Origin of the sequence: Halorubrum salinarum, assembly GCF_013267195.1 — an archaeon.
Taxonomy (GTDB): domain Archaea; phylum Halobacteriota; class Halobacteria; order Halobacteriales; family Haloferacaceae; genus Halorubrum; species Halorubrum salinarum.
Genome location: NZ_CP053942.1, coordinates 158,435 through 182,778, shown reverse-complemented (window position 1 = coordinate 182,778; position 24,344 = coordinate 158,435). Strand labels below are relative to the sequence as shown.

20 protein-coding genes and 1 pseudogene are annotated in these 24,344 nt (G+C 58.1%); 9 read left to right on the top strand and 12 right to left on the bottom strand.

The window, feature by feature from the left end; genetic code table 11:
* Window positions 1–214 precede the first annotated feature (214 nt).
* The 3 genes from HPS36_RS15750 to HPS36_RS15745 all read left to right on the top strand — a co-directional run bounded on the left by HPS36_RS15750 (window position 215) and on the right by HPS36_RS15745 (window position 5,748).
* A complete protein-coding gene (locus HPS36_RS15750) occupies window positions 215–3,103 on the top strand; it encodes an ArsR/SmtB family transcription factor (RefSeq protein ID WP_173230919.1) in 2,889 nt (962 codons plus the stop codon).
* Window positions 3,100–3,504 (top strand): DUF7344 domain-containing protein, encoded by a 405-nt coding sequence (locus HPS36_RS17110; protein WP_449405254.1) that lies wholly within the window; start codon window positions 3,100–3,102, stop codon window positions 3,502–3,504. Before HPS36_RS15750 ends, HPS36_RS17110 begins: the two co-directional genes overlap by 4 nt.
* Before the next feature lie 468 nt (window positions 3,505–3,972).
* A complete protein-coding gene (locus HPS36_RS15745; RefSeq protein ID WP_173230918.1) occupies window positions 3,973–5,748 on the top strand; it encodes a PAS domain S-box protein in 1,776 nt (591 codons plus the stop codon).
* Between the two features lie 303 nt (window positions 5,749–6,051).
* On the opposite strand, the gene HPS36_RS16930 is transcribed toward HPS36_RS15745, so the two are convergent.
* Entirely contained in the window at window positions 6,052–6,333 is a 282-nt protein-coding gene (locus HPS36_RS16930; RefSeq protein WP_235681785.1) for an HU family DNA-binding protein, read from the bottom strand.
* 153 nt (window positions 6,334–6,486) lie between these two features.
* A pseudogene (locus HPS36_RS17015) lies at window positions 6,487–6,669 on the bottom strand (HU family DNA-binding protein); the annotation flags it as partial.
* Between the two features lie 584 nt (window positions 6,670–7,253).
* On the opposite strand from HPS36_RS17015, the gene HPS36_RS15735 reads away from it, so the two are divergent.
* The 3 genes from HPS36_RS15735 (at window position 7,254) to HPS36_RS15725 (ending at window position 9,628) form a co-directional block, all read left to right on the top strand.
* Entirely contained in the window at window positions 7,254–8,450 is a 1,197-nt protein-coding gene (locus tag HPS36_RS15735) for a hypothetical protein (protein WP_173230917.1), read from the top strand.
* Between the two features lie 9 nt (window positions 8,451–8,459).
* Window positions 8,460–9,065: a hypothetical protein gene (locus HPS36_RS15730; RefSeq protein WP_173230916.1), complete on the top strand. Its 606-nt coding sequence runs from the start codon at window positions 8,460–8,462 to the stop codon at window positions 9,063–9,065.
* Window positions 9,066–9,490: 425 nt separating this feature from the next.
* Window positions 9,491–9,628 (top strand): hypothetical protein, encoded by a 138-nt coding sequence (locus tag HPS36_RS15725; RefSeq protein ID WP_173230915.1) that lies wholly within the window; start codon window positions 9,491–9,493, stop codon window positions 9,626–9,628.
* 36 nt (window positions 9,629–9,664) lie between these two features.
* Here HPS36_RS15725 and HPS36_RS15720 read toward each other — a convergent pair whose 3' ends face one another.
* From HPS36_RS15720 to HPS36_RS15695, 6 genes are all read right to left on the bottom strand, one after another.
* Window positions 9,665–10,993, bottom strand: coding sequence for an OFA family MFS transporter (locus HPS36_RS15720; RefSeq protein ID WP_173230967.1), 1,329 nt, complete (start codon window positions 10,991–10,993; stop codon window positions 9,665–9,667).
* Window positions 10,980–12,095, bottom strand: coding sequence for an ABC transporter ATP-binding protein (locus HPS36_RS15715; protein ID WP_173230914.1), 1,116 nt, complete (start codon window positions 12,093–12,095; stop codon window positions 10,980–10,982). The genes HPS36_RS15720 and HPS36_RS15715 overlap by 14 nt, the downstream gene beginning before the upstream one ends.
* A complete protein-coding gene (locus HPS36_RS15710) occupies window positions 12,092–13,303 on the bottom strand; it encodes an ABC transporter ATP-binding protein (protein WP_173230913.1) in 1,212 nt (403 codons plus the stop codon). Before HPS36_RS15710 ends, HPS36_RS15715 begins: the two co-directional genes overlap by 4 nt.
* A complete protein-coding gene (locus HPS36_RS15705; RefSeq protein ID WP_173230912.1) occupies window positions 13,300–14,220 on the bottom strand; it encodes an ABC transporter permease in 921 nt (306 codons plus the stop codon). Before HPS36_RS15705 ends, HPS36_RS15710 begins: the two co-directional genes overlap by 4 nt.
* Window positions 14,220–15,173 (bottom strand): ABC transporter permease, encoded by a 954-nt coding sequence (locus HPS36_RS15700; RefSeq protein ID WP_268898308.1) that lies wholly within the window; start codon window positions 15,171–15,173, stop codon window positions 14,220–14,222. The genes HPS36_RS15705 and HPS36_RS15700 overlap by 1 nt, the downstream gene beginning before the upstream one ends.
* Window positions 15,174–15,239: 66 nt before the next feature.
* Window positions 15,240–16,817: an ABC transporter substrate-binding protein gene (locus HPS36_RS15695; protein ID WP_173230910.1), complete on the bottom strand. Its 1,578-nt coding sequence runs from the start codon at window positions 16,815–16,817 to the stop codon at window positions 15,240–15,242.
* A 336-nt stretch (window positions 16,818–17,153) separates the two neighbouring features.
* On the opposite strand from HPS36_RS15695, the gene HPS36_RS15690 reads away from it, so the two are divergent.
* A complete protein-coding gene (locus tag HPS36_RS15690) occupies window positions 17,154–17,900 on the top strand; it encodes a helix-turn-helix domain-containing protein (protein ID WP_173230909.1) in 747 nt (248 codons plus the stop codon).
* Window positions 17,901–18,235: 335 nt separating this feature from the next.
* On the opposite strand, the gene HPS36_RS15685 is transcribed toward HPS36_RS15690, so the two are convergent.
* Window positions 18,236–19,273 carry a hypothetical protein gene (locus HPS36_RS15685; RefSeq protein ID WP_173230908.1) on the bottom strand — a complete coding sequence of 346 codons (1,038 nt, stop codon included), beginning with the start codon at window positions 19,271–19,273 and terminating at the stop codon, window positions 18,236–18,238.
* A gap of 6 nt (window positions 19,274–19,279) precedes the next feature.
* Complete coding sequence (locus HPS36_RS15680; protein ID WP_173230907.1) at window positions 19,280–20,752, bottom strand: pentapeptide repeat-containing protein; 1,473 nt, start codon at window positions 20,750–20,752, stop codon at window positions 19,280–19,282.
* A gap of 393 nt (window positions 20,753–21,145) precedes the next feature.
* On the opposite strand from HPS36_RS15680, the gene HPS36_RS17105 reads away from it, so the two are divergent.
* Complete coding sequence (locus tag HPS36_RS17105) at window positions 21,146–21,364, top strand: DUF7837 family putative zinc-binding protein (RefSeq protein ID WP_449405253.1); 219 nt, start codon at window positions 21,146–21,148, stop codon at window positions 21,362–21,364.
* Window positions 21,365–21,524: 160 nt separating this feature from the next.
* A complete protein-coding gene (locus tag HPS36_RS15675) occupies window positions 21,525–22,787 on the top strand; it encodes an RNA-guided endonuclease InsQ/TnpB family protein (protein WP_173230906.1) in 1,263 nt (420 codons plus the stop codon).
* Between the two features lie 45 nt (window positions 22,788–22,832).
* On the opposite strand, the gene HPS36_RS15670 is transcribed toward HPS36_RS15675, so the two are convergent.
* Together HPS36_RS15670 and HPS36_RS15665 are read right to left on the bottom strand one after the other, a co-directional pair.
* The gene (locus tag HPS36_RS15670; RefSeq protein ID WP_173230905.1) at window positions 22,833–23,276 is read right to left on the bottom strand and encodes an HVO_A0114 family putative DNA-binding protein; all 444 of its coding nucleotides are present in this window, start codon (window positions 23,274–23,276) and stop codon (window positions 22,833–22,835) included.
* Between the two features lie 48 nt (window positions 23,277–23,324).
* The gene (locus HPS36_RS15665) at window positions 23,325–24,164 is read right to left on the bottom strand and encodes a hypothetical protein (protein WP_173230904.1); all 840 of its coding nucleotides are present in this window, start codon (window positions 24,162–24,164) and stop codon (window positions 23,325–23,327) included.
* Between the last annotated feature and the right edge of the window lie 180 nt (window positions 24,165–24,344).

Sequence of the window (24,344 nt, the reverse complement as noted above, 5' to 3'; positions counted from 1 at the left end):
CGCTCACTGCGAGCACCACCAGTGACGCGGCCAGTGTGCGAGCGGCCTTGTTCCGGGCCACCCGAACTGTCGATGAGACACGCCATCCTGAACTTGCGTCCGCAATCCGAGTGGCGCAGGGTGTCGACCCAGTCTCGCAGACGGTCTGTCAGTACATCCGAGAGCTGCTTCGGCAGCTCGTCACAGTCATCAACTGCTGGGAGCCACCCAAGTGATGCCTGTCAGCGATCAGGCCCGAAGCGGGCACTCACAGCCCGCCGGCCAGGGCCACGAGCGTGGCGTCCACCTTGTGGGCCCAACCACGGAATACGGCGCCACCGGCATCCGCTGCTCGAGTGTCTCGCCGCGGCTGACGGAGTGGCTTCCCGAGGTCCTTGCCCAGCTCCGCGAGGTAACCATCGAGACGGTTCAAGCCCAGAGGAGTGACACCAACGCCTTCCGTGCGAGTACGTCGATACTCGACGAGACGCTCCCGGAGTGGAACTCCATAGAGGATACCTGGGACGACGCAACCGCGGAGGCGGTCGAGTACACGCAAGCACTCACCGAGCTCGCGCTCACCGACGGCGACGCACCCACCAACTCGCAGTACCACAAGCAGCGTCACCAGTCGCTGAACGAGACAGTCGAGGCAGTTGGCACCGGCCGCGGCGCAGTCAACGCCGGCCTCGGAGCGCTCGCGAAAGGCCCAGTTGCGTTCCACCGCGAGTTCGACCCCAGCCCACGGGCGATCACGCTCGTGCTCGATGGTCCGACGTGGACCGACCTCACCGACCGCCGGACGGGCGTGCGCGCACTCGCGGCGATCGCCGTCCTCGCGGACGGGTTCGATGTCCGCGTAGTCGCCTCGCCAGTGGTCCAGCGGGAACTCGCCCGTCGATACTCGCGGTGGAGTGAGATCCATCTCGGTCTTACTCACAGCCGGGATCGGTTCCCCTCCTTGGGACACCACGGTTCCGATGAACGAGACGCCGTTGGTGACGCCACCCAATCAGTGTGGGAGAGCCTCACTGAACTTGCGTCCGCACCCGGGAAACGGCGTCTCCTCGGGAATCTCATGCCCGGCCAGGGGCGGAGCTACCGGGATCTCAAACAGGATCAGGCGATCGATATCGAGGCAGGGACTGTCAGCCGGTATGTTCTCGATCTCGAAGCACGCGGGCTCGTCTCTGTCGACCGTCGTGGCCAGCGCAATACCGTTCGGCTGTCCGATCGCGGCGCCACGGCCGTCAACCAGTATCTTGATTCCGAATACGACCTCGTCCATCCGGACCAACGTCGACTTGACGAGGGTCTTACCGACACCCCTCACGACAGCACAAGTACAGTGTCTCCCCGCCGGGAGGCCACCGTAGGGAAGCCAACGATGGCCATCGACGACTGGCTCGCATCGACTGGCACTCCGGACGGCGACGCCGCATTCGTCCAGTGGCTCGACAGCCCCGATGAAACACTTCGAAGCGAGTCACTTCACCGGCGATTCACCATTCCGGCTCGTGGCTCCGGCATCACCCTCGTCGACGATCCGGTAACCGCGTTCGACGACGGCCGCGTCACCTACCTCAGCCACCACCACGACGAGACGCTTGCTGTCGTCGAATGGGGCGGGGCCTTGGCCACGTTGGGACGTCTCGCGGCAGTCTTACTCAGCGAGCAGGCGCTGAATAAGATCCTGACGCCCTCCCGTGTCGGCCACGAGTTCTCCGCCATCCACGACGGGGCGTTCGACACTGCCGCGGGCCGGACGCTCCGTCGTGGGCACCAAGTTGGCTGGTTTAGTGCCGACGAGGAACAGTACGCTCAGTGGCGGACCCGAATTGAACAAGTCCGGAACGAGCTGCTCGCTCGGCTCGCCGATCGTCGCGGCAGCACCGACACAGCAGCCCGTGCGGCGCTGTTTGAAGACCTCCACGGGCTCATCGCGACGGCAACCCATCTGTATCACGCCGCTGGAGTCGATCTCACGATCACCCTCCGGGTCCCCGACACCGCCACTGTCGCTGGCACCGAGCGGTGCCGAAATGAGTTGTGTGAATTCCTCCAGCATACCGTCCCGAAACAGAGCGTCTACGGGATTCATTCGGGCTACCGCCTGCTCTTTGAGTCTCGCCCAGCGAAGTTGAAGCGGCGACTCCCGACCGATGTCGACGACGGTGACACGCTCGAGTTGACTGCCTCGTGGGTGATTGCTGGCCCGACAATAACTGAGCTTCAGTCAGCGATCACGAAGACACTCGAGCAGACGAGCCAGATGCTCCGTGACAGCGTCGCTGACGGCACAGAACAGGTGCCGACCCTGACGATTCCAGTCCGAGATGGAACGACGTATGCCGCGATCCGTGACGTCGTGGAGACAGTCGCGGCCACCACGGATACGACCTGGACCGCACGGACGCGCCAGCGGCTCGTGCGACTGTTGCTCCGGTCCTGTGGCCGACGAGACGCACCGGGGCATGCGTCGCCATACGACGCCGCAGAGAGTCTGTTGCGAGCGTGCCACAGCGAGCCATCGCCGACTGTCGAAGCCGTTGAGCGCGCCGCAGCGTCCCTCCCTGCCACGCGGTTCCGTCCGGATCTTCCCCCAACGGCGACTAAGATGTACGCCACCCTCTGTCGGGCATCCCAGCCACTTGGCCGCACGGAGATTATCGATCGGGCAGACATCTCCGCAAGCAGTTACGACCGCCGCCTCGACATCGTCCAAGCGATCCCACGGGTCCGACCCTGTTCCGTCTCCGGCTACCGGCGGTGGCGGGTGCTTCCGGATGCGACCGCAGTCCCAGGCGCGTCGACCGACGTCTCGCTTCCATGGTGGCTATCCTGGCCGACCGCGGTGTCGCGGTTACTGCCAAAAATCGGCCACCATCCACGTCGGTGGCGTCGGCTACTCGACTGTCACCCACCAAATCCAATCATACCGCCACGCGACTGCCGGTCGACACGACTGAGCGCTCGCTCCGGGATATCTACCCCTGGACAGCGACAGCGAGGCCGGTCACGCACGCCGTGGCCCCGTGGTGTCACACGCACCACAGCCGACTGTCGCCTCGTCCCAACACCTCACCCCGCGCAGATGCCACGCCGCCAGGGAGGGCCGCGATGAGCCATAGCCCGCCGCTCGATGAAATGTGCGAGCTGTATGAGATGTTACGGCGACAACGGCGCTGTTATGTCCTGCTAGTCATTGGTGCGAACACTACGCCCCCGTACCGCGTCCGGCCGATTGCGCGCCGCGTAACGGCCCTGTTGGATGGGGTTCCGCTGTCGGCAGCGACCGGCGATCGATACCAAAACGTGTACGTCTCACTCATTCAGACGCATCTCCCGCGACTCGCAGAGGCAGACCTCATCACCTACAATCCTGATCGGAAGTTAATCGCACCGGGCCCTGAACTCCCAACAGCGCTCCTCGTTCTCCGGGCTGCGTGGGCAGCCTATGAGCCAAGTCACGCAGCGGAGTGGCCGCTCGGTGATATTGATGCGACTATTCGCTCAGAGCCGTAGTGGCTCAACCCACAGAAACGAAGATCCCAACCAGAGAGACTGGCCCGCGTATACGAAGAGGTGTCTTGTGTTAACCAACGCAGTCCGACAATTCATCGTCTTGTTGGTTAATACGATGGCGCAGATCTCGCGATTGCTGGCTAGAACGCTGCGTGAAACGCAGTCATCCGTGCGTGTCGTATGGTGTCCCACTGGACGCCGGCGCATCGAACACGAGGCCCCGCCACAGTCGAACGTGGCGACAGACGCTCCAAGCTCGTGACAAGGGTCGATCACAGCGAGAGCAGCCTCTCGTGGCGTCGCCGACATCGTCAAGAACAGACCGGTCGACACGGAACGCGAGGGCGGCAAAACAACGTCACCGTCGGATGCGCGCGCTGCCAAATCGGGTGACACACGAGATATGAGATTCTAAGCCGTGGAGAACTGGACGGTATCTTCTTAGGGCCGGTTGTATTCCGACTCACTATGGAAGAGAGTACAGTCAATATTCTTCATGTTGATGACGACCGTGCTTTCGCTGACCTAGTGACGGAATTTCTGGAGCGTGAGGCTGATGACTTTGCTGTCCAGACAGCAACGAGTCCCAATGACGCATTCGACCAGTTTGCTCTCACTGAGTTCGATTGTATCATCACTGACTATGATATGCCGAACAAAGACGGGATCGACTTTCTAGAACGCATCCGAGAGATAGCGCCGAACCTCCCCGTGATTTTGTTTACTGGCAAGGGATCCGAAGAGATCGCCAGTGAGGCAATTTCGGCTGGCGTCACCGACTATATTCAAAAACAAGGTGGCAGGGATCAGTACACTGTATTGGCGAACCGTGTCCGCAACGTTGTCGACCAATATCATGCGGAAGCTGCGCAGGAGCGACAGCGAAAAGCGATTGAAACTGCGCAAGTAGGGATTAGTCTGCTCGATGAGACTGGCAGATTCATCTACGCAAACGAAGCTTATACGGATATTTACGGCTATGAGCGTGACCAACTCATCGGCGAACATTGGCAAATACTCTATCACGACGAGGATGTCGAGCTCGTCCGAAACGAGATCCTGCCGTCAGTAGATGACGGCGGGTATTGGAGTGGTGAAACGACCGGGCTTCGAGCCGATGGGACGACGTTTCCAGAAGATCACCGCCTCACAAAGACAGCTTCTGGTGAGTTGATTTGTACAGTTCGGGATCTGTCTGCTGAACAAGCGCGCCAAACAGAACTGATTCGCTTCCGAACGCTCATGGAGACGATCGAAGACCCGGTCTACGTACTCAACGAAGCGGGCGAGTTCGAGTACGTCAACGACGCGTTTGTCAGAATGGTGGGCTACGACCGGGAAACGATCCTCGGGTCACCACCAACGCTCGTCAAATCTGCCGACGCTGTCGACCGGGCGGAAGCGGCTCTTGGGCGAATCCTGTCTTCGGATGGCCCAAGCAGTATCCAATTCGAGATTGAGATTCAATCCAAGGACGGAGAGGCGATTCCATGTGAAGACCACATGGGAGTCTTGCCCTATCGCGGCGAGGAGTTCGAGGGCTCAGTCGGGATTTTGCGAGATATAACAGAACGCAAAGAAAATGAGAAGAAATTAGAGCAGCAGAACCAACGGCTCACTGAATTTGCTGGTGTCGTGAGTCATGATCTTCAAAGTCCGCTCAACGTCGCGCAGGGACGGTTAGATCTCGTCCAAGAGGACTGTGACAGTGAGCATCTTCCACCAATTGAGACCGCATTAGACCGTATTGAGCGACTGACGGAGGACATGCTCTGGTTAACGCGTGAAGGACGAGATATTGGGTCGAAGGATGCGATCGAGCTCCAAGAAACACTACGTACTGCCTGGCAGATGGTCGCGGATCAAACAGAGGACGCGACCTTACAGTACGCGGATGAAACGCCCGCAGCGGTTGCCATTGTCGCTGATGACGATCGGCTCCGCCAACTCCTTGAGAACCTGTTTAGCAACGCACTCATACACGGAGGCCCAGAGGTAACCGTTACAGTCGGCGTTGATGCGGATGGTTTCTATATCGAAGATGATGGCCCCGGAATCCCCGAAGACAGACGTTCGGATGTGTTTACTGCGGGCTACTCCACGAAGGACGACGGGATCGGATTTGGGTTGAAGATTGTCGAACAGATTGTTTCGGCTCACGGATGGGACATACGGGTGGCCGAAAGTCTCACAGGAGGGGCTCGATTTGAGATCACCGGAGTTGAGTTCATCAGGGAGTCGTAGCTGTGTCTTATATTCACCCTGTTCGGCAGATGCCGCGTCACAGGATCACCTGAGGCTACTACGGAGCTGTATCCGCAACGGATCAGCATCAGCACACGGACTGCTTGGGTTTCTCACTAAGATCCTGAATGAGCCGAGAGATGGCGCTTGCGAATTAAGTATAGGTAACTCTGGCAGTTCAGAACAAAATACCGACGCTCATGGGGAGTGAGTCTCGGAGACGCGAAATCAGTAGTTTTCCTAGACTCTCGTTGTAGCCAACGACAGTGAGATCGGTCTCGGGGATAACACGCCGCCGACGGTTCAGTTGACGGCTTTCGAGAGTTCGGCACCCGCCTTGAACTTGACCACGTTCTTCGCCGCGATCTGGATCTCCTTTCCGGTCTGCGGGTTTCGCCCGGTCCGGGCTGACCGCTTCGAGATGCTAAACGTGCCGAACCCCTCATTCTCGTCTTCGCTCCCACCCACCGACAGCCGATCGCCCTTTTTCAGGGCCTTCGTCGTCACGTTGATGAACGCTTCGAGCGCCCGCTTGGCGTCGTCCTCCGATATCCTCTCATCCGAGCGTCCCGCTGTGCCTACGATGTACTCCGCGTCGATCACCACGTCAGCATGCCGGCACGTGGCGCTAGCCTCGTCACCCTTGCCGGGGTTGAGATCGAGGGCGGCCGCGAACTCCGGGCAGGGATCGAACGTCACCGGCGAGTCGTCCTCGGGCCCGTTTCGAGAGCTTGGATTTCGCCCTGTCCGGGCAGAGCGCTTTGAGATACTGAACGACCCGAATCCGACCAGTACGGCGCTATTACCCTTCGCCAAGGATCTCGTCGTCGCGTGGGTGAACGCGTCAAGCGTCCGCTTCGCGTCAGCCTTACTCAGTCCGGATTCGCTCGCCATCGCCTCGATCAGTTCCGCTTTGTTCATCGCCGCGGCCTGACCAGTCATCGTTACCGCACCCAGTCCGATGACCGTCGAGAGGATAGCGCCCCTCCGCAGGACGGTTCGTCGCGAGAGATATTTTTGTGACATGATACCTTTACTCACACTCCTCTAACGCTCTGTGGCCATATAATATTATTTAAATTTTCATATCTCTGTTATTATATCGCGTCCTGCGTTTGTCTGAAAGCAAACACGGACCAGGACCTTCGCTGTGGAACGGAGACACTTCGCGACAGCAGGCGTTGTATAGGCACTGATTCACCCGGTGTACAGGCGGTTCAAAGTGGTGAATTCAGACGAACGGAGCGTTTCTCTCTTAGATTTTAATACGCGTGGGGTGGTGGAGAGTTCCTCAAACAGACACACACGAGATGGTGTGTACTGAACGATCGGACCTGACGAAATCTGAGCAGAGCGAGGGACACAACTCACGCGCTATATTCAAGAAACCAGCGAGCACAGCGCCACAAGGGAGAAGGTCAGCGGGACCAGCCTCGTACTCACCCCTTAATCGCCCATTAGTTACACTGCTGGACACGCTACCACCGAGACGGCACCCAGAGATCATGAGCGACTCCGTCCCCCCGGCACACGACTCGACGCCAGCAGCACGGACCACCTCGGTGGCACCGTCCCCGACACACGAACAGCAACCGCAGTACGAGTGCCCCGTTTGTGAGGCACGCTACACCCAGGCGGTGTTTACGCGCGTCCATCTCACCCGGGCCGATGATGACGCCCACGATTCATGCGACGGGTTCGATTCGGACACGGTGATACGCGTCACGACAGCCGAGGGGACCACCGAACGACAACCCGCCAGTCCTGACACAGCTGCCCCCACCAGCGTCACCCGCGAGGATTTTCCAGACCAGCTCTCACACAAGGAGGTCAGCGCACTCCTCGTTGCGACACGGAATCCAACACTCAGCGACCGCACTGCGCTCACCGAGCACGTCCACGACGCACTCGCAGACACCCCGTGGGAACCGCCTATCGAGCGGACAGTCAACCACGCGGTCACCAAGTTCTATCATCCGCATTTGTGCGGTGATGACGCGACGCCGACATTCACAACCCTCACGACGAAACAGCAGGCGATTTTGATCACGCGACTCGCACTCCCTGAGGCGTCGTCTGAGACGATCGCCACCTACACAGCGTGCTCGAAAAACTATCCCCGCAAAACGTGTCGGAACTACGCTGACGTCCTCGACGCACTGCGGGCCCGACACGACGCCGGTGAGGATCTCTACTCCATCATCTCATCAGAGCTGCCAACAGCAGCACGCGAAAAGCTACTCGCGACTGGGCAGGTAGCAGCGCTGGTTGCTGATGAAGCGAGCGGTGACGAGCCAGTCGAGTCGCCACCAGAAGCCAGCGCCCTGCCGTCAGACACTGCCGGCGAGACAGTCACCCCCGACGGCAGTGACGACGCAGCCCAGACCCGGCTGGCAGCCGAGACGCCCCCCGACGATTCAGCGAGCGACGAGGACGACGAACACACCCTGTCGCCATCGGCATTCGCAACCGTCGCAACACTGCTCGGCGAACAGCGGGCCGATGAGGCCGACGAGGCCGACGAGCCACCAGTCACCGCCACCTGTGCGGACGAGCTCGTGGATCTCGCCAGACAGGTCCAATTCGTCAAAGAAGCCGTCTCCGTCACGGATCCGGATCGAGAGACCACTCTCTTGATCAACCTGTTCGAGCAGATCGAAACACGCTGTCGGCATCTCAGCGACGAACTCAGGGAGGCGTAAGCCGTGTTTGTGGCTATTGACACAGAGACCGGTCGCGTAGTGGCGAGCCCAACGTCACACCCAGCCACCGGCCAGTATCGGTGTCTCTTCTGTGACGCGCCACTCACGGCAACGAGCGACTACCAGACGCCCGGCACATTTGTCCACGCCACCACGGAGACCTGCCAGAACTTCGGCAATGTCTCACGGTATCACCGCCTTGGACAGGAACTCGTCAGCAAACAACTCTGTAACTGGCTGCCGGTCGCGCCCCGGACGATTGCGATCGATCTCGAAAAACGCGTCGGGGGCGACACTGAGTATATCATCGCCGACGTCCGCATTACGGATCCGATCCAACTCGTCGTTGAAATCGTGTATCAGGCCTCGACCAACCGACTCCGGGACCGCCTCCACCAAGCCTTTGCCAACGACTACGGCGCGATGGTGGTAGTCTTAACGAACGCCGACACCTCGGCAGCCCGCATCGAACGCGACCTCGCCACCGTCGGCACCATCTCAGTCGGGCGCGTCGATCCCTTCGACAAGCGAGTCACGATCGGCTCCGTCATGGCCCCAGACCAGATTGAGCTCGCGCCACCAGCGTGGGAGTCCGTCCCGATGTACTTAGCGTAAGCTAACACGCCACACTAGCTGGTTTGCCGATGCCGTGAGAGACACTCCGCGACAGAGTGGCCAGGCTACTCGCACCGAGGCTATGCCTCACAGTGGATCGCCAGTGGTGACGTTTGAGCAGCGAACCCACTGCGAGTTATCGATGAACCGATTACATGTGGGCAGAGAGACGCCGCCACGCCCGCATGACGCAAGAATGAGGCAGGCTCGAAAAACACGAAACACGTGCCTGCCCTGGTCGTCGTTGACGTCGTCAGTAGCCGGGGAGTTCACCCCCGCGTGTGACGAGTGAATCGGAGTGGCGATCGCCGACTTGTTGACCACCACTCAGCTGGGGAGTGGTCGTTCAGTCACCCGTGGTCATCGGCATCTGTCGGCGGCCGATTCGTGGCCAAGCCTGAGGGACGAACCGCCGGTGGAACACGGTGGTCGGCGACCACCGATTTCTCAGGATCTCGATACAGGTGAGAGGCGACGTCGTCGCCGTTGGGATCGACTCCAGTTGGGTACCCGGTCTCAACGAGATCGTGGTCTCCACCACTGCCCGGGTCGAGGGTCGATAGACCCTCGGTGGGGAGACTCAGTCGGATTTGATCTGTCTACTTTTGCTCTTCACTGGGGTTTACAGCGCTACCAGCGGGCCTCACAGGCTGATTAGTAGGGGTTTGGAGTGCTAAGGCACTCACGCCAGCACCGATAGCAAGAACGGCGCCGATACCGAACGCAAATGTCCAGGATGTAACGGTTACAAGCCAACCTGCGACCGCACCACCGAAAATCCCACCCCACATTTTGCCAGAGTAGAGCAGCGCATAGTTCGACGAGGAGTGAGCCTCCCCATAATACTCACCGACCAAGCTTGGAAACAGCGTGTACTGTGGACTCCAGAAGAACGTTGCCAACACGACACTCCCGACAAATAAGACCGTAGACCCAGCTTGAGCGGCAATGACCAAGCTACCGACGCCGATTCCACACAGCACAAACGAGACTGCCATAATGTATCGCCGGTCAAATCGATCAGAGAGGTCGCCCATAACCAAGCGCCCGATCCCGGCTGCGATGGGCAACACTGTCGCCGAGAGCGTGGCTGTATTCTCGGTTAACGACATCGCCTGGGCGAACGAGATGACCTTCGCAGTCACCATGAGACCAGCCCCACTCACCGCAACGAACATTGCGTACATAAGCCAGAACTGCCAAGTCCGAGCTGTCTCCCGCCACGTATACTGATGGTTCGTAGTTGAGGGTTGATCAGGCGATGGCTCATTCAACTCTGTGGTGTCTTCGACCCAATTTGTTGGGGGGTCCCTAAGCAAGACTGCCGTCAGGAGAACGACGCCAAAGATGAGAATGCCCATCAGTCGTAATACTCTGCTGTATTCGTCAACAGCGGCGTTAGCCCGAACGAATGGGACAAACAGTGCTGCGCCACCAGCGAAGGCCATTGTCCCGACACCGGTGGTCAGCCCGCGGCGGTCAGGGAACCATTTCAGCGCCGTGTTTACCGCGACGGTGTAGACAATGCCCACCCCGATCGCACCCAATGAGTATAGCGCATAGAGGTGCCATACTGTTGTTGCGTACGTGATACCGATGTATCCGCCGCCAGCGAGAACCGCTGCGATAGCGGTTAGATTTCGTGGCCCGTGTCTATCACGCCACCACCCCACAGGAAACTGCGAACCAGCTTGAAATATCACGAACAGCGTGAACACGAGCCCCAGCGCGGGCAATGCGATCCCAAGGTCACGCGCCAGTGGCCCTTCGATTGACGACCATACGTATTGGTAGGGGCTCACCACACCCATCGAGCCCGCGGCAGCGACGATTAGCCACCACCGCGAAAATCCCAGGTGTTCATGAGCTGCTGTGTCCGGATCGGTAGCCGTCGACCCAGCAGACGCCTCAGAATCACCCCCCGACATCGTTCCCATACGGGTTTTGTGCTGCGCGGTCAGCCTCGTCACGGTCGTTCCAGTGACACGCCGACCGGTGCCGCTGGGGAGCCGACTCAGCAGTCTGCTCGACCGGTTGGAGTGCTGGCTCATCAGCCTCACACTCTTCGTCGATGTACTCCGGACAGCGGGTATGGAACGGACACCCCGACGGCGGGTCGATAGGACTCGGTGGATTCCCATCGAGATGGACCGTCCGCCGTCCCATCTCACCGGTGATACTCGGGATCGCCGCCAGCAGCGACCGCGTGTAAGGGTGCGCCGGCGACTCAAAAATGTCGTTTGTCGGCCCTTCTTCGACGATCTTTCCCAAGTACATGACTGCGATACGGTCACTGACGTGCCGTACCACCGACAGATCGTGTGCGATAAAGACGTATGAGAGGCCGTACTCCTGTTGGAGGCGTTTCATCAGATTGATGATCTGTGCCTGGACACTCACGTCGAGAGCACTAACCGGCTCGTCGGCAATGATGAGTTTCGGTTCCACAGCAAGTGCACGGGCAATTCCGACACGCTGGCGCTGTCCGCCGGAAAACTCGTGTGGATAGCGGTCGCGAAGATCGGGGGAAAGGCCAACCTCCTCGAACAACTCGGCGACACGTTCGTCTCTGGCCTCACCGGTCGCAATGTCATGGACTGCCAGCGGCTTACCAACAATTTCCCCGACCGTTTTTCGTGGGTTCAGTGACGAGAGAGGATCTTGAAAGATGACTTGGACGTCTTTTCTGAGCGCTTTCAGCCGATCCCCGTCGGCATCAGAGATCTCTTCGCCGTCGAAATGGATGGTCCCAGCAGTCGGTTCATAGAGCCGAGATAGCGTCCGCCCGAGCGTAGACTTTCCACACCCAGACTCACCAACCACACCGAGGGTCTCCCGCTCGGCGAGCGTTACATCGACCCCGTCGACGGCATGAACCCACTCATCATCACCGAACAGCCGGTCGAGAAAGCTCTGTTCAACCGGGAAGTGCTTTTTCAGACCTTTCGCACTCAGTAGCGGTTCACCGCCTGACTCGGCTGATTGTCCATGCGTCGTCTCGCTTACCGATGAGTCGAACTGACTACTCATCTGTATTCTCCTCCGAAGTTCGGCCGCTGCGGGGTGACCAGATCGTCGCTGGCCTCGTGTTCTTTGATGAGTTGTTTCGCCTCAGCGTCGTCGACACGCTGGACCTCGTCGCCGTCATTGGCGACCGCATCGTTATAGAGATGACACCACGTCCGGTGGCCAGGTTCCTCCGCTGAGTAGGCGACAAGCGGCTCCTCACAGAGAGAGAATGCGGCGTCACACCGGGTTCGGAACGGACAGCCCTGTGGTTTGGCTGTCGGGTCGGGAACGTTCCCCTCGATGGCATCGAGCCACTCACGGTCGTCGTCTGTGCGGGGGATCGAATCTATCAACCCCCGTGTGTACGGATGACGTGGGTCCTCGAAGAGCGTCTTAGTGTCGGCCGTCTCCATCATTTCGCCCGCGTACATCACAGCCACGCGGTCGCACGTTTCGCGGACAACTGCTAAGTCGTGCGTGATGAGCATGATGGAGACTCCGAATTCATCCCGCAGATCGAGCAATTCGTTGAGGATCTGCGCTTCGATCGTCACGTCGAGGGCAGTGGTAGGCTCGTCTGCGATGATCAGATCAGGATCGCCAGCAAGCGCTTGCGCGATCATCACCCGTTGTTTCATCCCACCGGACAACTGGTGTGGATACTCATTTGCCCGGTCTGCCGGGTCTGGAATGCCAACAGTGTCCAATAGCTCGACGGCTCGTTGCCACGAAGCACTTGACTCACTGGTGCCGGTGACATACTTACGGCGGAGTTCTGCGAACAGCGACCGCGATTCACCCACGTCACCGTGGTGGCGTACGACCTCAGCGATTTGCTCACCAACCGTCATCACCGGGTTGAGCGACGACATCGGATCTTGGAAGATCATCGAGATGTCGTTGCCCCGGATCTCGCGGAGTCCTGCCTCATCTTTGGCGAGGAGGTCTTCGTCGCGGAATCGCATCTGATCGGCGGTGACAGTCGCACCGTCAGCAAGTCCCAACAACGAAAGGGCGGTAACGGATTTTCCAGAACCCGACTCGCCGACGATACCGAACACCTCCCCCTCGTTAATCGCGAAGGAAACACCGTCAACAGCCGGGACATCCCCACGCTCTGTGGTGAACGTCGTGTGGAGATCATCAACAGCCAGCAGCGGGGGTTCCTCGGTGGCGGTGGTCGATACAGACGGGCCAGACTGCTGTGTTGGACGGGGTTGCGAGCTCATGTTTCACCAGTTTCCTTGACGTCGAAGGCGTCGCGCAATGCGTCGCCGAACAGGTTGATTCCGAGCACAGTCACCATGATAGCAATTCCCGGAATGATGGAGATCCACCACGCCTGCGTGATGAATCCGCGACCCTGTCCTAGGAGGGCCCCCCACGTGGGTGTCGTTGGTTTTACCCCCAATCCGAGGAACGACAGGGTGCTCTCAGCGAGAATTGCCCGCGCCGTGAAGATGGTGAACTGAACGATGAGCGGCGCGACCGTATTGGGGAACACTTCTTCGAAGATGATCTCATAGTCTTCCAGCCCAACGCTCTTCGCCGCCATGGTATACTCCTCTTCGCGGATCGCCAGTACCTCGCCACGGGCTAACCGTGCGAAATCATCGATATAGGCGAACCCGACAGCGACCATGACGTTCCAGAACCCCTGGCCGAAAATCGCGACTAACATAATGGCGATAAGCAGCCACGGGAACGCCCACATAACGTCAACGGCCCGCATCAACAGGTCGTCGATGTATCCGCCGTAGTAGCCTGCGAACAGGCCGATCAAGATACCGATAACAGCTCCAAATGTAACCGCTCCGAGGCCAACGGCCAGCGAAATCCGGGCGCCGTACATCAGCCGTGACAGAAGGTCCCGACCAAATGAGTCCGTACCCAGCGGGTTGGCACTCAACGGGTCAGGGGGCACCAGTATCGAGAACTGTTGGGACATCGGATCGTACGGCGCCAGCATCGGAGCGAAGATAGCCGACAGTCCGAACAGCGCAACGATGAGGAATCCAATCTTCGCTCTAAGATCGCGCTGAATCGTTTTGATGAACCGCTCAAGCAGGTCAGACCGAATTCCAAACGTCTTCCCACTCTCACTCGATCCGCCGAAGGCACTTTCGACGAGGTCGGAGACAGACATCACTCACCGCCCCCGTACTTGATCTGCGGATTAATCGACGTGTACAGTACGTCTACGAGCAAGTTCATGAACACGAACACGAACGAGATGAGGATGACTGCTCCCTGGATCGCTGGGAAATCCCGTCGTTCGATCGACGCAATCAGCAGCCTGCCGAGCCCCTGAATCCCAAACACGATCTCAACAGCGACGACACCACCGAGCAGCACGCCAAGGAGGATACCGGCGACAGTGACGATCGGGATGAGAGCATTCTGTAACCCGTGTTTAAACACGATCAGCCGGCCGTCCAGCCCTTTGGCCCGGGCTGTCCGCATGTAGTCTTCATTGAGCACTTCCATCATCGACGACCGAGTCATTCGCATCAAGATCCCACCGTACGGGAGCCCAACCGCCAGTGCTGGCAGGATAATGTGTTTTAGCCAGGGGATGATCCCCTGCCGGAACGACACGTACCCGAACGCCGGAACCAACCCTAACCGGTCAGCGAACACAATCAGCAGCACGATGCCGATCCAGAACCCCGGCATGCTGATACCGACGAACGAGACCGTCGTCGCAACGTAGTCTTCCCACTGGTACTGTTTGACAGCGCTTGTGATGCCAGCAGGGATGGCGATCAACAGCGCGATCAACATCCCGAGCGCAGCAATACTCAGTGTTGGCTCAGCTACACCGATGAGCATCTGGAGGACACTCTGATCGCTCAACACTGAGGTGCCGAGGTCGCCTTGTGAGATGCGACCCATCCACCGGATGTATTGAACGTAGAGTGGTTCCGTGAGGCCCATTTCCTCGCGGAGTGCCGCAATGGCCTCAGCATTGGCATCACCACCGAGGAGGACCCGCGCTGGGTCGCCAGGGATAGCCCTGACGGCAAAGAACACGATTGTCGCAACGATGTAGATGACCACCAGCGCGTGGGCCACCCGTTTGGCGATATAGCGACGCATCCCCATTATGAGCCACCTCTAACGGGCCAGGTCGCCATCGACCGAGCTGTCAGTGTGAACTGCATGTTACTCCTCGAGGTAGGCGCGGTGGAAGTTACTCAAGCCAGTCTGGTTACCGACGTTTTTGAGCTGGGACACACTGCCCTTCGGAGTGAGGGGGAAGGTGGTCATCGCGAACGGCGCGTCTTCGAGGAAGATTTGTTCAGCCTCCCGGACGTACTCGATCCGTTCGTCTTGGTTCGGCGTGTTGAATGACTCTGCGAGCGCTTCGTCGAAGTTCTCGTTGGAGTAGAGATTCTTCTGCCACGCGCCCGAGGAGCCCTCCTCCATTGGCGTCCGGAGCTGTTTCCACCACGACATCCAGGGGTCGATGTCGCCGCCACCGCCGTACATCATGAACATGTGATTGTAGCGGTAGATGTTATCCCAGTAGGAGGACTCCTGCTGGACGTCCAGTTCAATATCGATCCCGACGTTCGACAACTGCTGTTGTAACACGGTCATCACACGCTCGTCTGTCGGGGTCCCAAGGATGCTACCTGAGAACCGTGGTTCCCCGGTGTAGCCCGCTTCATCCAACAGCTCCCGTGCCCGCTCAGGATTGTACATCTGGGCGTTCTCCGGCTGTGACTCATGCGCCCAAGCGATAGCGGGATTGATGAGACTGTGAGCAGGTTCAGCGAAGCTGAAGTAAGCGGTGTTGACCAGCTCTTCTCGGTCGATAGCCATCGTCACAGCCTGCCGCACTCGCGGATCCGTCGTAGGAATCTCACTGTCTTCCCACACATCCGTCGGCTGGTCGTTCCCGCTTGCGTACGACTGCCGTTCAGCCCATTCGTCGGAGGCCGGGTTGTTACACAGCATTGCTAAACACGACCACTCACCAGAGCTGACGCCCGCGACATCGACGCTTCCGCCACCACCCTGCGCTTGGCGGGCATTCTGTGGTGGGAGTTCGTCGGCATACTGGATCCCATCGGTCGTGATTGCGCTCCACATCGTGGAGGGCTCCGGAATGAGGTTGATGACAACCTCATCGAGGTACGGGAGACTGTTGCCCTCCGAGTCGGTCTCCCAATAATCATCGAAGGCTGTCAGGGTGAGTGACTCTCCAGTAGACCGTTCAGTGAGCTCGAACGGGCCCGATCCGACTGGATAGCGCCGGTACCGCTCAGGGTCATCCTCGACTGCCGTCTGGTTAACAATAGTTCCAGCCCGCCCCGGTCCGCGCGTGAGGAATGTGATGAACGGGGCAACAGGCGTCGAGAGATTGATCCGGAGCGTCGTCGCATCGGGTGCCTCCACGCTTTCGATGTCGGACACCTTTCCAATATGGGGCGAATCGTCGAGGCCCATCAGCCGTTCAATAGACCACTTGATTGCGGGAGCATCCAGCGTGTCCCCATTGTGGAAGGTCATCCCCTCCCGAATGGTGAACTCGTAGGTTGTGTCATCAGGCAGCGTCCAGTCACTTGCCGCATCGCCCACGATCTCACCGTTACGGTCCAGTTTGACGATCCCGGAGAAGATGTTCGAGAAGATTGTGATCTGCTGGTAGAGGTCAACGTAGTGGGGATCAAGCACCTCCACCGCGTCGAATGCCCAACCAGCCTCGATAGAGCCACCCATGTTCGAGTCACTCATCGAACTGGAGTCGCTACTACTGCCATCACCGCCGTTGCTACCGTCACTGCCGTCAGATCCTGGCTGAGTACTATCACCAGTACAACCAGCCACACCTGCCAAACCGCCTGCGCTCAATAGTTTCATCGTCGTGCGCCGGTCGATACTCGGCCCCTCTAACTGATCCTTGTCAACTCCTCGCATGACGGGAGATGACAGCAGAGTTACTGCCCTAAATATTCGGCCAGATATATCTGGGTCTGTTTGAGCAGTAAACATTATTGATCTACTCAGTTAATCCTGACATATGATAACAGATCACAAACTTATAAATACACGGACCATCGGCACACAACTATGTGGGAAGCAGAACTGGCCGTAAGACACTACGGCTGCCCCGTTTCAGACGTGTCTTCCTCCCACTCGTCGGTCAGAATCGAGAACGTCTCTCGTGTCAGGCTCACCGGCGGTGAAGCGAAGCGATTGCTTGCGGTAGACGGTGCGGAGAGTGACGTAACAGCATTTGCGGATGAGTATCGCGATCACGACGCTACGGTTGAGTTCGAGCGCGTCTCAGCTGGTGACGCAAATCGAGCATACTTCATTAGTGAGGTGGACTACCCAGCTGATAATCCCTCCATTCTCAAGCTCATTGACGACGCCGGCTGCTTCCAGTACTCAACAGTAGTAGTCGAACACGGGGTCGAACACTGGGTCGTCTACACGCGACACAAAGAATCACTCCGGAGACTTGTCGATGCCATTGAGGAGCGGAGCAACAACGTTCGCCTAGCCCGGAACGTCGATGTCGGTCCCATCAGCGACGAAGAGGCCATTCATTATCACGCCCTCCGATCTGAGCTGACGAAACAACAGTTAGCTGCTTTTGAGGCAGCGCTCGAGTTGGGTTATTACGCTGAGAATAACCAGGCCACGATTAGCGACATCGCAGCATTTCTCGACGTTCACCACTCAACGGCGGGAGAGCACATTAAACGCGCAGAAAATACGCTTCTCTCAGAAGTTGGAAGGCACCTGTTCCCAGACGTGGTCAACCAGAGCACACAGACTGAGACATTACGGAGTAATCCCTCCGAGTGTTAATTGCTACACTGGTCCCCTACAAGCGTGAGGATACACCGGCCTCCCAACCGACGGTAGCCTCGACGACGGGGAAACGGAGGTATCGCCTCACAAACCTGCTCGGTGTCGATGGATTTCTCACCGACGAGTTCGGCAGGACGAATCTCCCACTCATCCACGGGGCACCACAGGATCCGTAGATCACCCTAACACTGAGTCCCTGTATCGACTACTCCCAAATCAGCCACCTCACGATACGCCATAAGCGATAATTACGATGAGTAGCCCGCATCGAAGCAGGGAGAACAGTCCATCGGTCAGGCGACACCGTCGGAGACAGTTCCCAAACGTGGGACCTATTTTGACCCACGTTCCATGACCGGCTCCTGTTCAACATCACCATTTGACTCACCACCACTGTCAGCGTCGTTCTCGGTGTCGACCAAAGCTTCGGTACTGCGTGTGAATCCCCCGGACGGCTTAGTGATGTCCGCTAGCAACCGAGGGTACCAGCGGGAGGTCTCCGCTTGTAGCTGATCGTGTAATCGCTTCGCTTCTGAGATGAGATCCTCCCGCCATTCGCGGCGCCTCTGAAAGTCTGACTCGAACTCGGCGAGTACCCTTTGGACCGGGTCCGCCACCTCCAGTTGCCGATAGAGGTGGTCGGCCCAAGAGTCATTCAGTTGGTCCCAGAAGTCGATATTGAAATCTCGCTCCGCACCCGTTGCCTCGATCTGTGACCGGATCGCCTCACGGAGTTGTGTCGGTGATTCTCTAGAGAACAGGGCAGGCCCGCACAAGTGGATCCACTCGATATCCTGGATGTAATGGCCATCGAGATTGTCCGCACGGCACGCGTTTTTGAATTGGGCTTGCCCCCCGTTAGTCCGCGTGAGTCGCTCTGGCAGCAGTGCGCCCGTGTCAACGTCCGATCCCCGAATCGCTTCCCGTAGCTCTCCTTCAAGTTCTGCGTCGAATTTCTGGAATTCGCGGAGATCGCGCTCAAACGCAGCGATATCTGCTTGTAGTTCCTCGCTCACCTGAGCTCGCTGCCACGGCTGAATGGTCTCCCACTCCACCTCAACAGATGCCCCCCGCCCGATTAATTTACAGCCAGATGCGATTTGGTAGAGATCGTCTCTGACGTCGGAGAGGGCGGTGTTCACTTCCGTCGCTCGGCGGTCGTACATGGTGTACACGACAGTGAACATGACTGAGAGCGCAGTGAGCGAAACGGTGACTACTGTCGCGGGATCAAACCCGATCCCAATCTGACTGGGTACCCGCCCATCCCGGAGCGACTGCCAGTCGACCGACTCCAAGATCAGCACCTCAATAGTTTCTCTGAGAGAGGTACTCGTTTCGGCGTGGTCGGGAAGAGAGGGGCCATCCATGAGTGATCAGAGCGTCTGTAAGCGCTGGGCGACGAGGACGGCGAAGACTCCGAGCAGAACCAGGCCGATCGTCGACTCGATTGTCACGAGCATCGCCCCGATCCGGGTCGCCTCAGCGACGCTCGTTGTCACGCCGGGGCTAAACGCTTGGAGGCTGAACACAAGCGCCCCGATGAGGTCTGTCTCTCCCGCTATCACACCGATCCCAATGGCGGTGTACGCTCCCGCAAAATAGACGACTACCAGAAGGCTCGTCATCAGGACCCGTGTCGGTCGCTGTCCGTGTCCTGTCACCACTCCGTTCAGTAGGAGTCCGAAATATCGCCCGTACCGACCGTCGAGCTGTGCTTGTCTGCGTTGGAGTGCGTAGTACTCCGACCGACGCCGAAATGCGGCGTCAGTAAGATCCTCATCTTCAAGCAACCCCACAAGTGTTCGGTACAAGCCGAGCATTTCTGGAACCTCGAGACCCCTCTGTTCAAGTTCTGTCAGCGAGGGGAACCGGGTACTCCGGTTGATCGACGCATCCTGTAACCGAACGCCACTGAGATCACTCTCTTGTAGTGTTGCTCCATCAAGGACCGCATCTGAGAGATCGGCGTTCTTGAGGCTACTCCCAGTAAGATCGCTATCGGTGAGGTCAGCACCGGACAGGTCAGCCCCGCGGAAGCTAGCGTCGTCGAATAAACATTCCCGACAGCGTGCCCCGGAGAGTCGCGTCGCATCAAACTCGACACCCACAGCGGATGTTCCATTTAGTGTGGCATCGCGGAGGTCACACATTGCGAACGAGCCATCGTCAAGTGCTGTCCGTCGGATGACCGCACCCCGAACACGGCATCCCTCAACTCGAATATCAGCGACATCAGTCGTGATGAGTATCGCGTCGGAAAGATCAGTGTCAGTGGCTCTGATAGCCCCGCACATCGTCTCCGTCAAATCAATCCCCGTAGCAACGGTATCATCGAGGGTGAGGCTATCGACGGTCGCTCGGGTAAACACCACATCGTCGAGGTTGCTGTTACGAAACTCAACCCCTGCGTCCGCAGTCGTCTGATTCAGTACCGCGTCCTCAAACGATGAATCGACGGCAGTAAATCCATCAAGGTGTGCCTCACTCAGATCTGCCTGTTGGAACGTCGATGCGACGACGGACGCATCGGTGAAATCACAGCGGTCGAGTTCTGTCCGAGCAAAATCGCACTCACGGATAGTCGCTCCAGCAAAGGTCGAGTCGCTGAGGTCGACACCGGCACCGAAGTCCACCTGGCGCAGTGTCGCGTTGGCGAGTTTGGCACCACGCAGCTTCGTATCGGGAGGAACCGTCTCCGGAAATCCATCTGAAGATCGCTCACTCTCTGGACAGTGCCAGACACATAGTTCCGTGTCCCGGATCGCTGGCTGCGTACAGCGGTACTGACTCTCACCGTCTTCGGGCCGACTGAGTGTAAACGAACACTGTTTCCGGCCTTCACTCATTCGCTCTGCCCATCTTTCGGGCCTCATATATGTGTATCGACGTCTTCGACAAACCGGTTAGAACGAATACTGCTGAGTTTGACACCGAGGTGGCTCAGCGGCGAATAGTCACCAATGGAAGAGGTGGTGACGAGACTGGAGGTTCAAATCGACCGAGTACTGAATTAGATCTACCCTGAAGATGCCCACTGAGAAACAACTCCGAGCGAATGGATGTGTTGCCCGCAGCGAAACGTATCGCCCGGTAGAGTCGACTGTAATCGTACTGAATAGCTGTATGAATCTTAACCAACAAGCAGTGGCTAAACGGGATAGTTGTTGGTTAAGATACTGAGCGAGCGCGTATGCTACCGCCTGCGGCCCCGTTCGGGCGCAAGCACGCATTCCCGCCGAATGTTTAACCCATCTGAAACGGAACTGCCACCTGGAAGGAGAGTCACACGCTCCTCCTTCCCCCCTATGACAGACACCCCGCCGGCACTTGGACACTGTCCGAGTTGCGATACCGAGATCTCCGCAGCGTGGAAACTCATCGAGTATGAGCAAGCGGACGGAAGTACGGGCGTCTTCGCAGAATGTCCATCCTGTGATGAGGTCGTAAATCCTGAGTAAGTAGCCAGGTCCTCATTACAGCGGAGCAAGGCGAAAGCCCACCCGCTTCAGCGGTGGGATGAAGCCGACACAAGATTCCCCCAACCACCACCATGACTACCGGCTAGATATTCACCGAGAAATCCAACTCTTTACAACAATCACCGTACACGACTCAATCATGGCGGATCGAGTAGTGACGCGCACCTTCAAAGCGAGCATCCGAAACCCGTCACAGGTGCGTGCCGATCTCGATTCGCTCGCGTTCGCCGCCTCCAAACTTTGGAACGTTGGACGTTGGCACATCCAACGCATTTGGGATGCGATCGGTCATATCCCAGATCACAACGAACTCACGTCGTACCTCAAACGCCACGAACGTTACAGGGATCTGCACTCGCAGTCCAGTCAGCGAGTTCTCCAAGAGCTCGCTGAGGCGTTCAACGGCTGGTACGCCAGCAACGACCCAGACGATAACCCGCCAGGGTATCGCAAACGAGGTGACGAACATCCGCGGTCCACAGTCACGTTCAAACAACGAGGTTTCAAACTCGATACAGAGCACGGCTACGTCCGGCTTAGCAAAGGACAGAACCTCAAAGAACACCGGAGTGACTTCGTTCTGTGTTCATACGAAACACAGCCGGGCGTTGATCTCGCAGAGTTTGAGAGCGTTCAGCAGGTCAGAGTCGTCTGGAACGGCGATGCTTGGGAACTCCACTTCGTCTGCAACGTCGCCCTCGAACGGTCAGACACCCCAGGTGAGAAGACAGCTGGTATCGACCTCGGCATCAGCAACGCTGCTGCCGTGTCGATAGGCGATGAAACACTGCTCTACCCAGGGAACACCGTCAAAGAGGACGTCCACTACTTCCGTCACGTCGAATACGACACGGAAGGTGAAGCCGGCCCATCGAAGAAAGCAGAGTGGGCACGTCAGAAGAAACAGCGGCGTCGGAAGCATTCACTGCACGCGTTGACTCAGGATATTGTCGAACAATGCGCTGCTCGTGGTGTTGGTGAAATCGCTGTTGGACACCCGAAAGACGTCCGCGATGACGCTGAGTGGGGACGCCACGGCAACAAGAAGATCCACGACTGGCCATTCGACACGATCATCGATATGATCGAGTACAAAGCCGAGGAACGTGGAATCAGCGTGACGCGAGTTGACGAAGCTGGGCTCCGAACGTCGAAGACGTGCTGTGCATGCGGGACGAGTGCCCCATCGAACCGTGTGGAACGCGGGTTGTACGCATGTGATGAGTGCGGATTAGTGGCGAACGCGGATCTGAATGCCGCGGAGAACATGCGAGCGACGGTAACTCCGAGTCCTGCGAAGGATAGGAGTAACGGCTGTTTGGCGCAGCCAGCAGTCCGCCTGTTCGACAAACACACCGGCGTAGTAGCCGGCCGAGAACAGGTCGCTGACTGCAAACCGTAATATCCCAACGCCCGGGAATCCTACGGCTTCAGCCGTAGGAGGACGTCAAGCCGCTGAGTCCGACTCCTCACTCAGAGCAGGTTGGAGAGTATATTCAACCACGATCTGCTCATACGGCACGGAGAGTCCGGGTGCGGTATCGGTGTGGTGGCAAAGGATGATACCCGCGTTCACCAGGACGTCGACGTCATCGAGAACACTGGGCGCAGCCCGATCGAGCCGGTCAGCTAATTCCGCACAACTCACTGCTGACGCAGTCATGAGACTCTCCACGAGTTCGAGCCGCTGCGTGGATAGCATCTCGCGAAGTTGCTCGATACTATCGAAGGTCAAAACCGACGCTGTCGCGTCGCTCAGTTCCTCAGATTTAGTTTCAAATTCTTCTGCGGTCGCAACCGCGTCGTCGAACATATCCGTTGTTGATCTCACCTCAACCCGGAGCGTGCCCGGATACTCGATGTCGTTTGATTCGTCCCGATTCGCCCTCATATTCACGCGACATTACTGAGGCGAGAAAAGAGTCCGTAACACAACTCCTCACACCAGACGGGAGCCAGCTGCTGCGACACTAACGCCAATCACAAAGCCGGTTCCATGAGCGAGCACATTAGAAAACCGACCAGCTGAGATACTCTCAACAGTGAACATGCTAATCACCAACGCGGCCAGAACGAATCCACAGGCGCCGACAATCACTAGCGCGTCGTAGTGAGCCGATAACCACTGCTGAGGAGAGGATCGTCCATAACTCCATCTAAGGAGGATACCAACGACCCCAACAGACAGAACACCACCAGCCACCAATCCAGTACTCTCGAAGGCAGCGAAAGGCGACCTGACGGCAGCCCCAGTTAGCCCACTCAGTACGAATGCGAGCGTTGTCACGGTCGACATCCGCCACGAGTACCACTCTGCTACGACTCCCGCGAGCCCAACAGCAAGCAGGCCGCCGAAAGCGCTCACGACGCCCGAAAATCCGAACGCAATCGAATTAGGGCCGACAAGCCCCCACTGTAGATACAGAAGCCAATAGTCGACAGCGACCGTGGCGAGCGGGGTGACGACCAGAAGACTTCCGTACAATAGCCAGAATAACCGACGATGGCTCCAGATGGTGTACAGCGCGTAGGCGGGCCCAATCACAACACCGTACCAAGCCAAATTCGAGACGAGATGACCGGTACTATCGTGAATCGTCGCTGCCGTCCAAGCGGTGACCAGACTGGGGTTGCCGTATGTGAATACCAACTCCGATGCTAGTTTGCTTGGAAGCCAGAGATGGACACTGATAAGCACGATAGCAACCCCGAAGAGGGCGACGACATCGGCGTGGTCGCGCTGGTTTGGTGAGAGTAGCTGAGTGTCCGACGCAGTCATCGGTACGTGGCTCTCTGATTCGCAGTGGTTCCCTCAAGAGGCTATTGGCTCGGACTCTATCCCCGAAGAGAGGTCCGAAGTTTGTGACTCCTGCTATTGAGTTCCTAACTACAGCGCAAATCCTGAAGAGAGAGTTCCAATCAGGAGTTAATCGGCTCTATAGAGAGTGATGGACAGGAA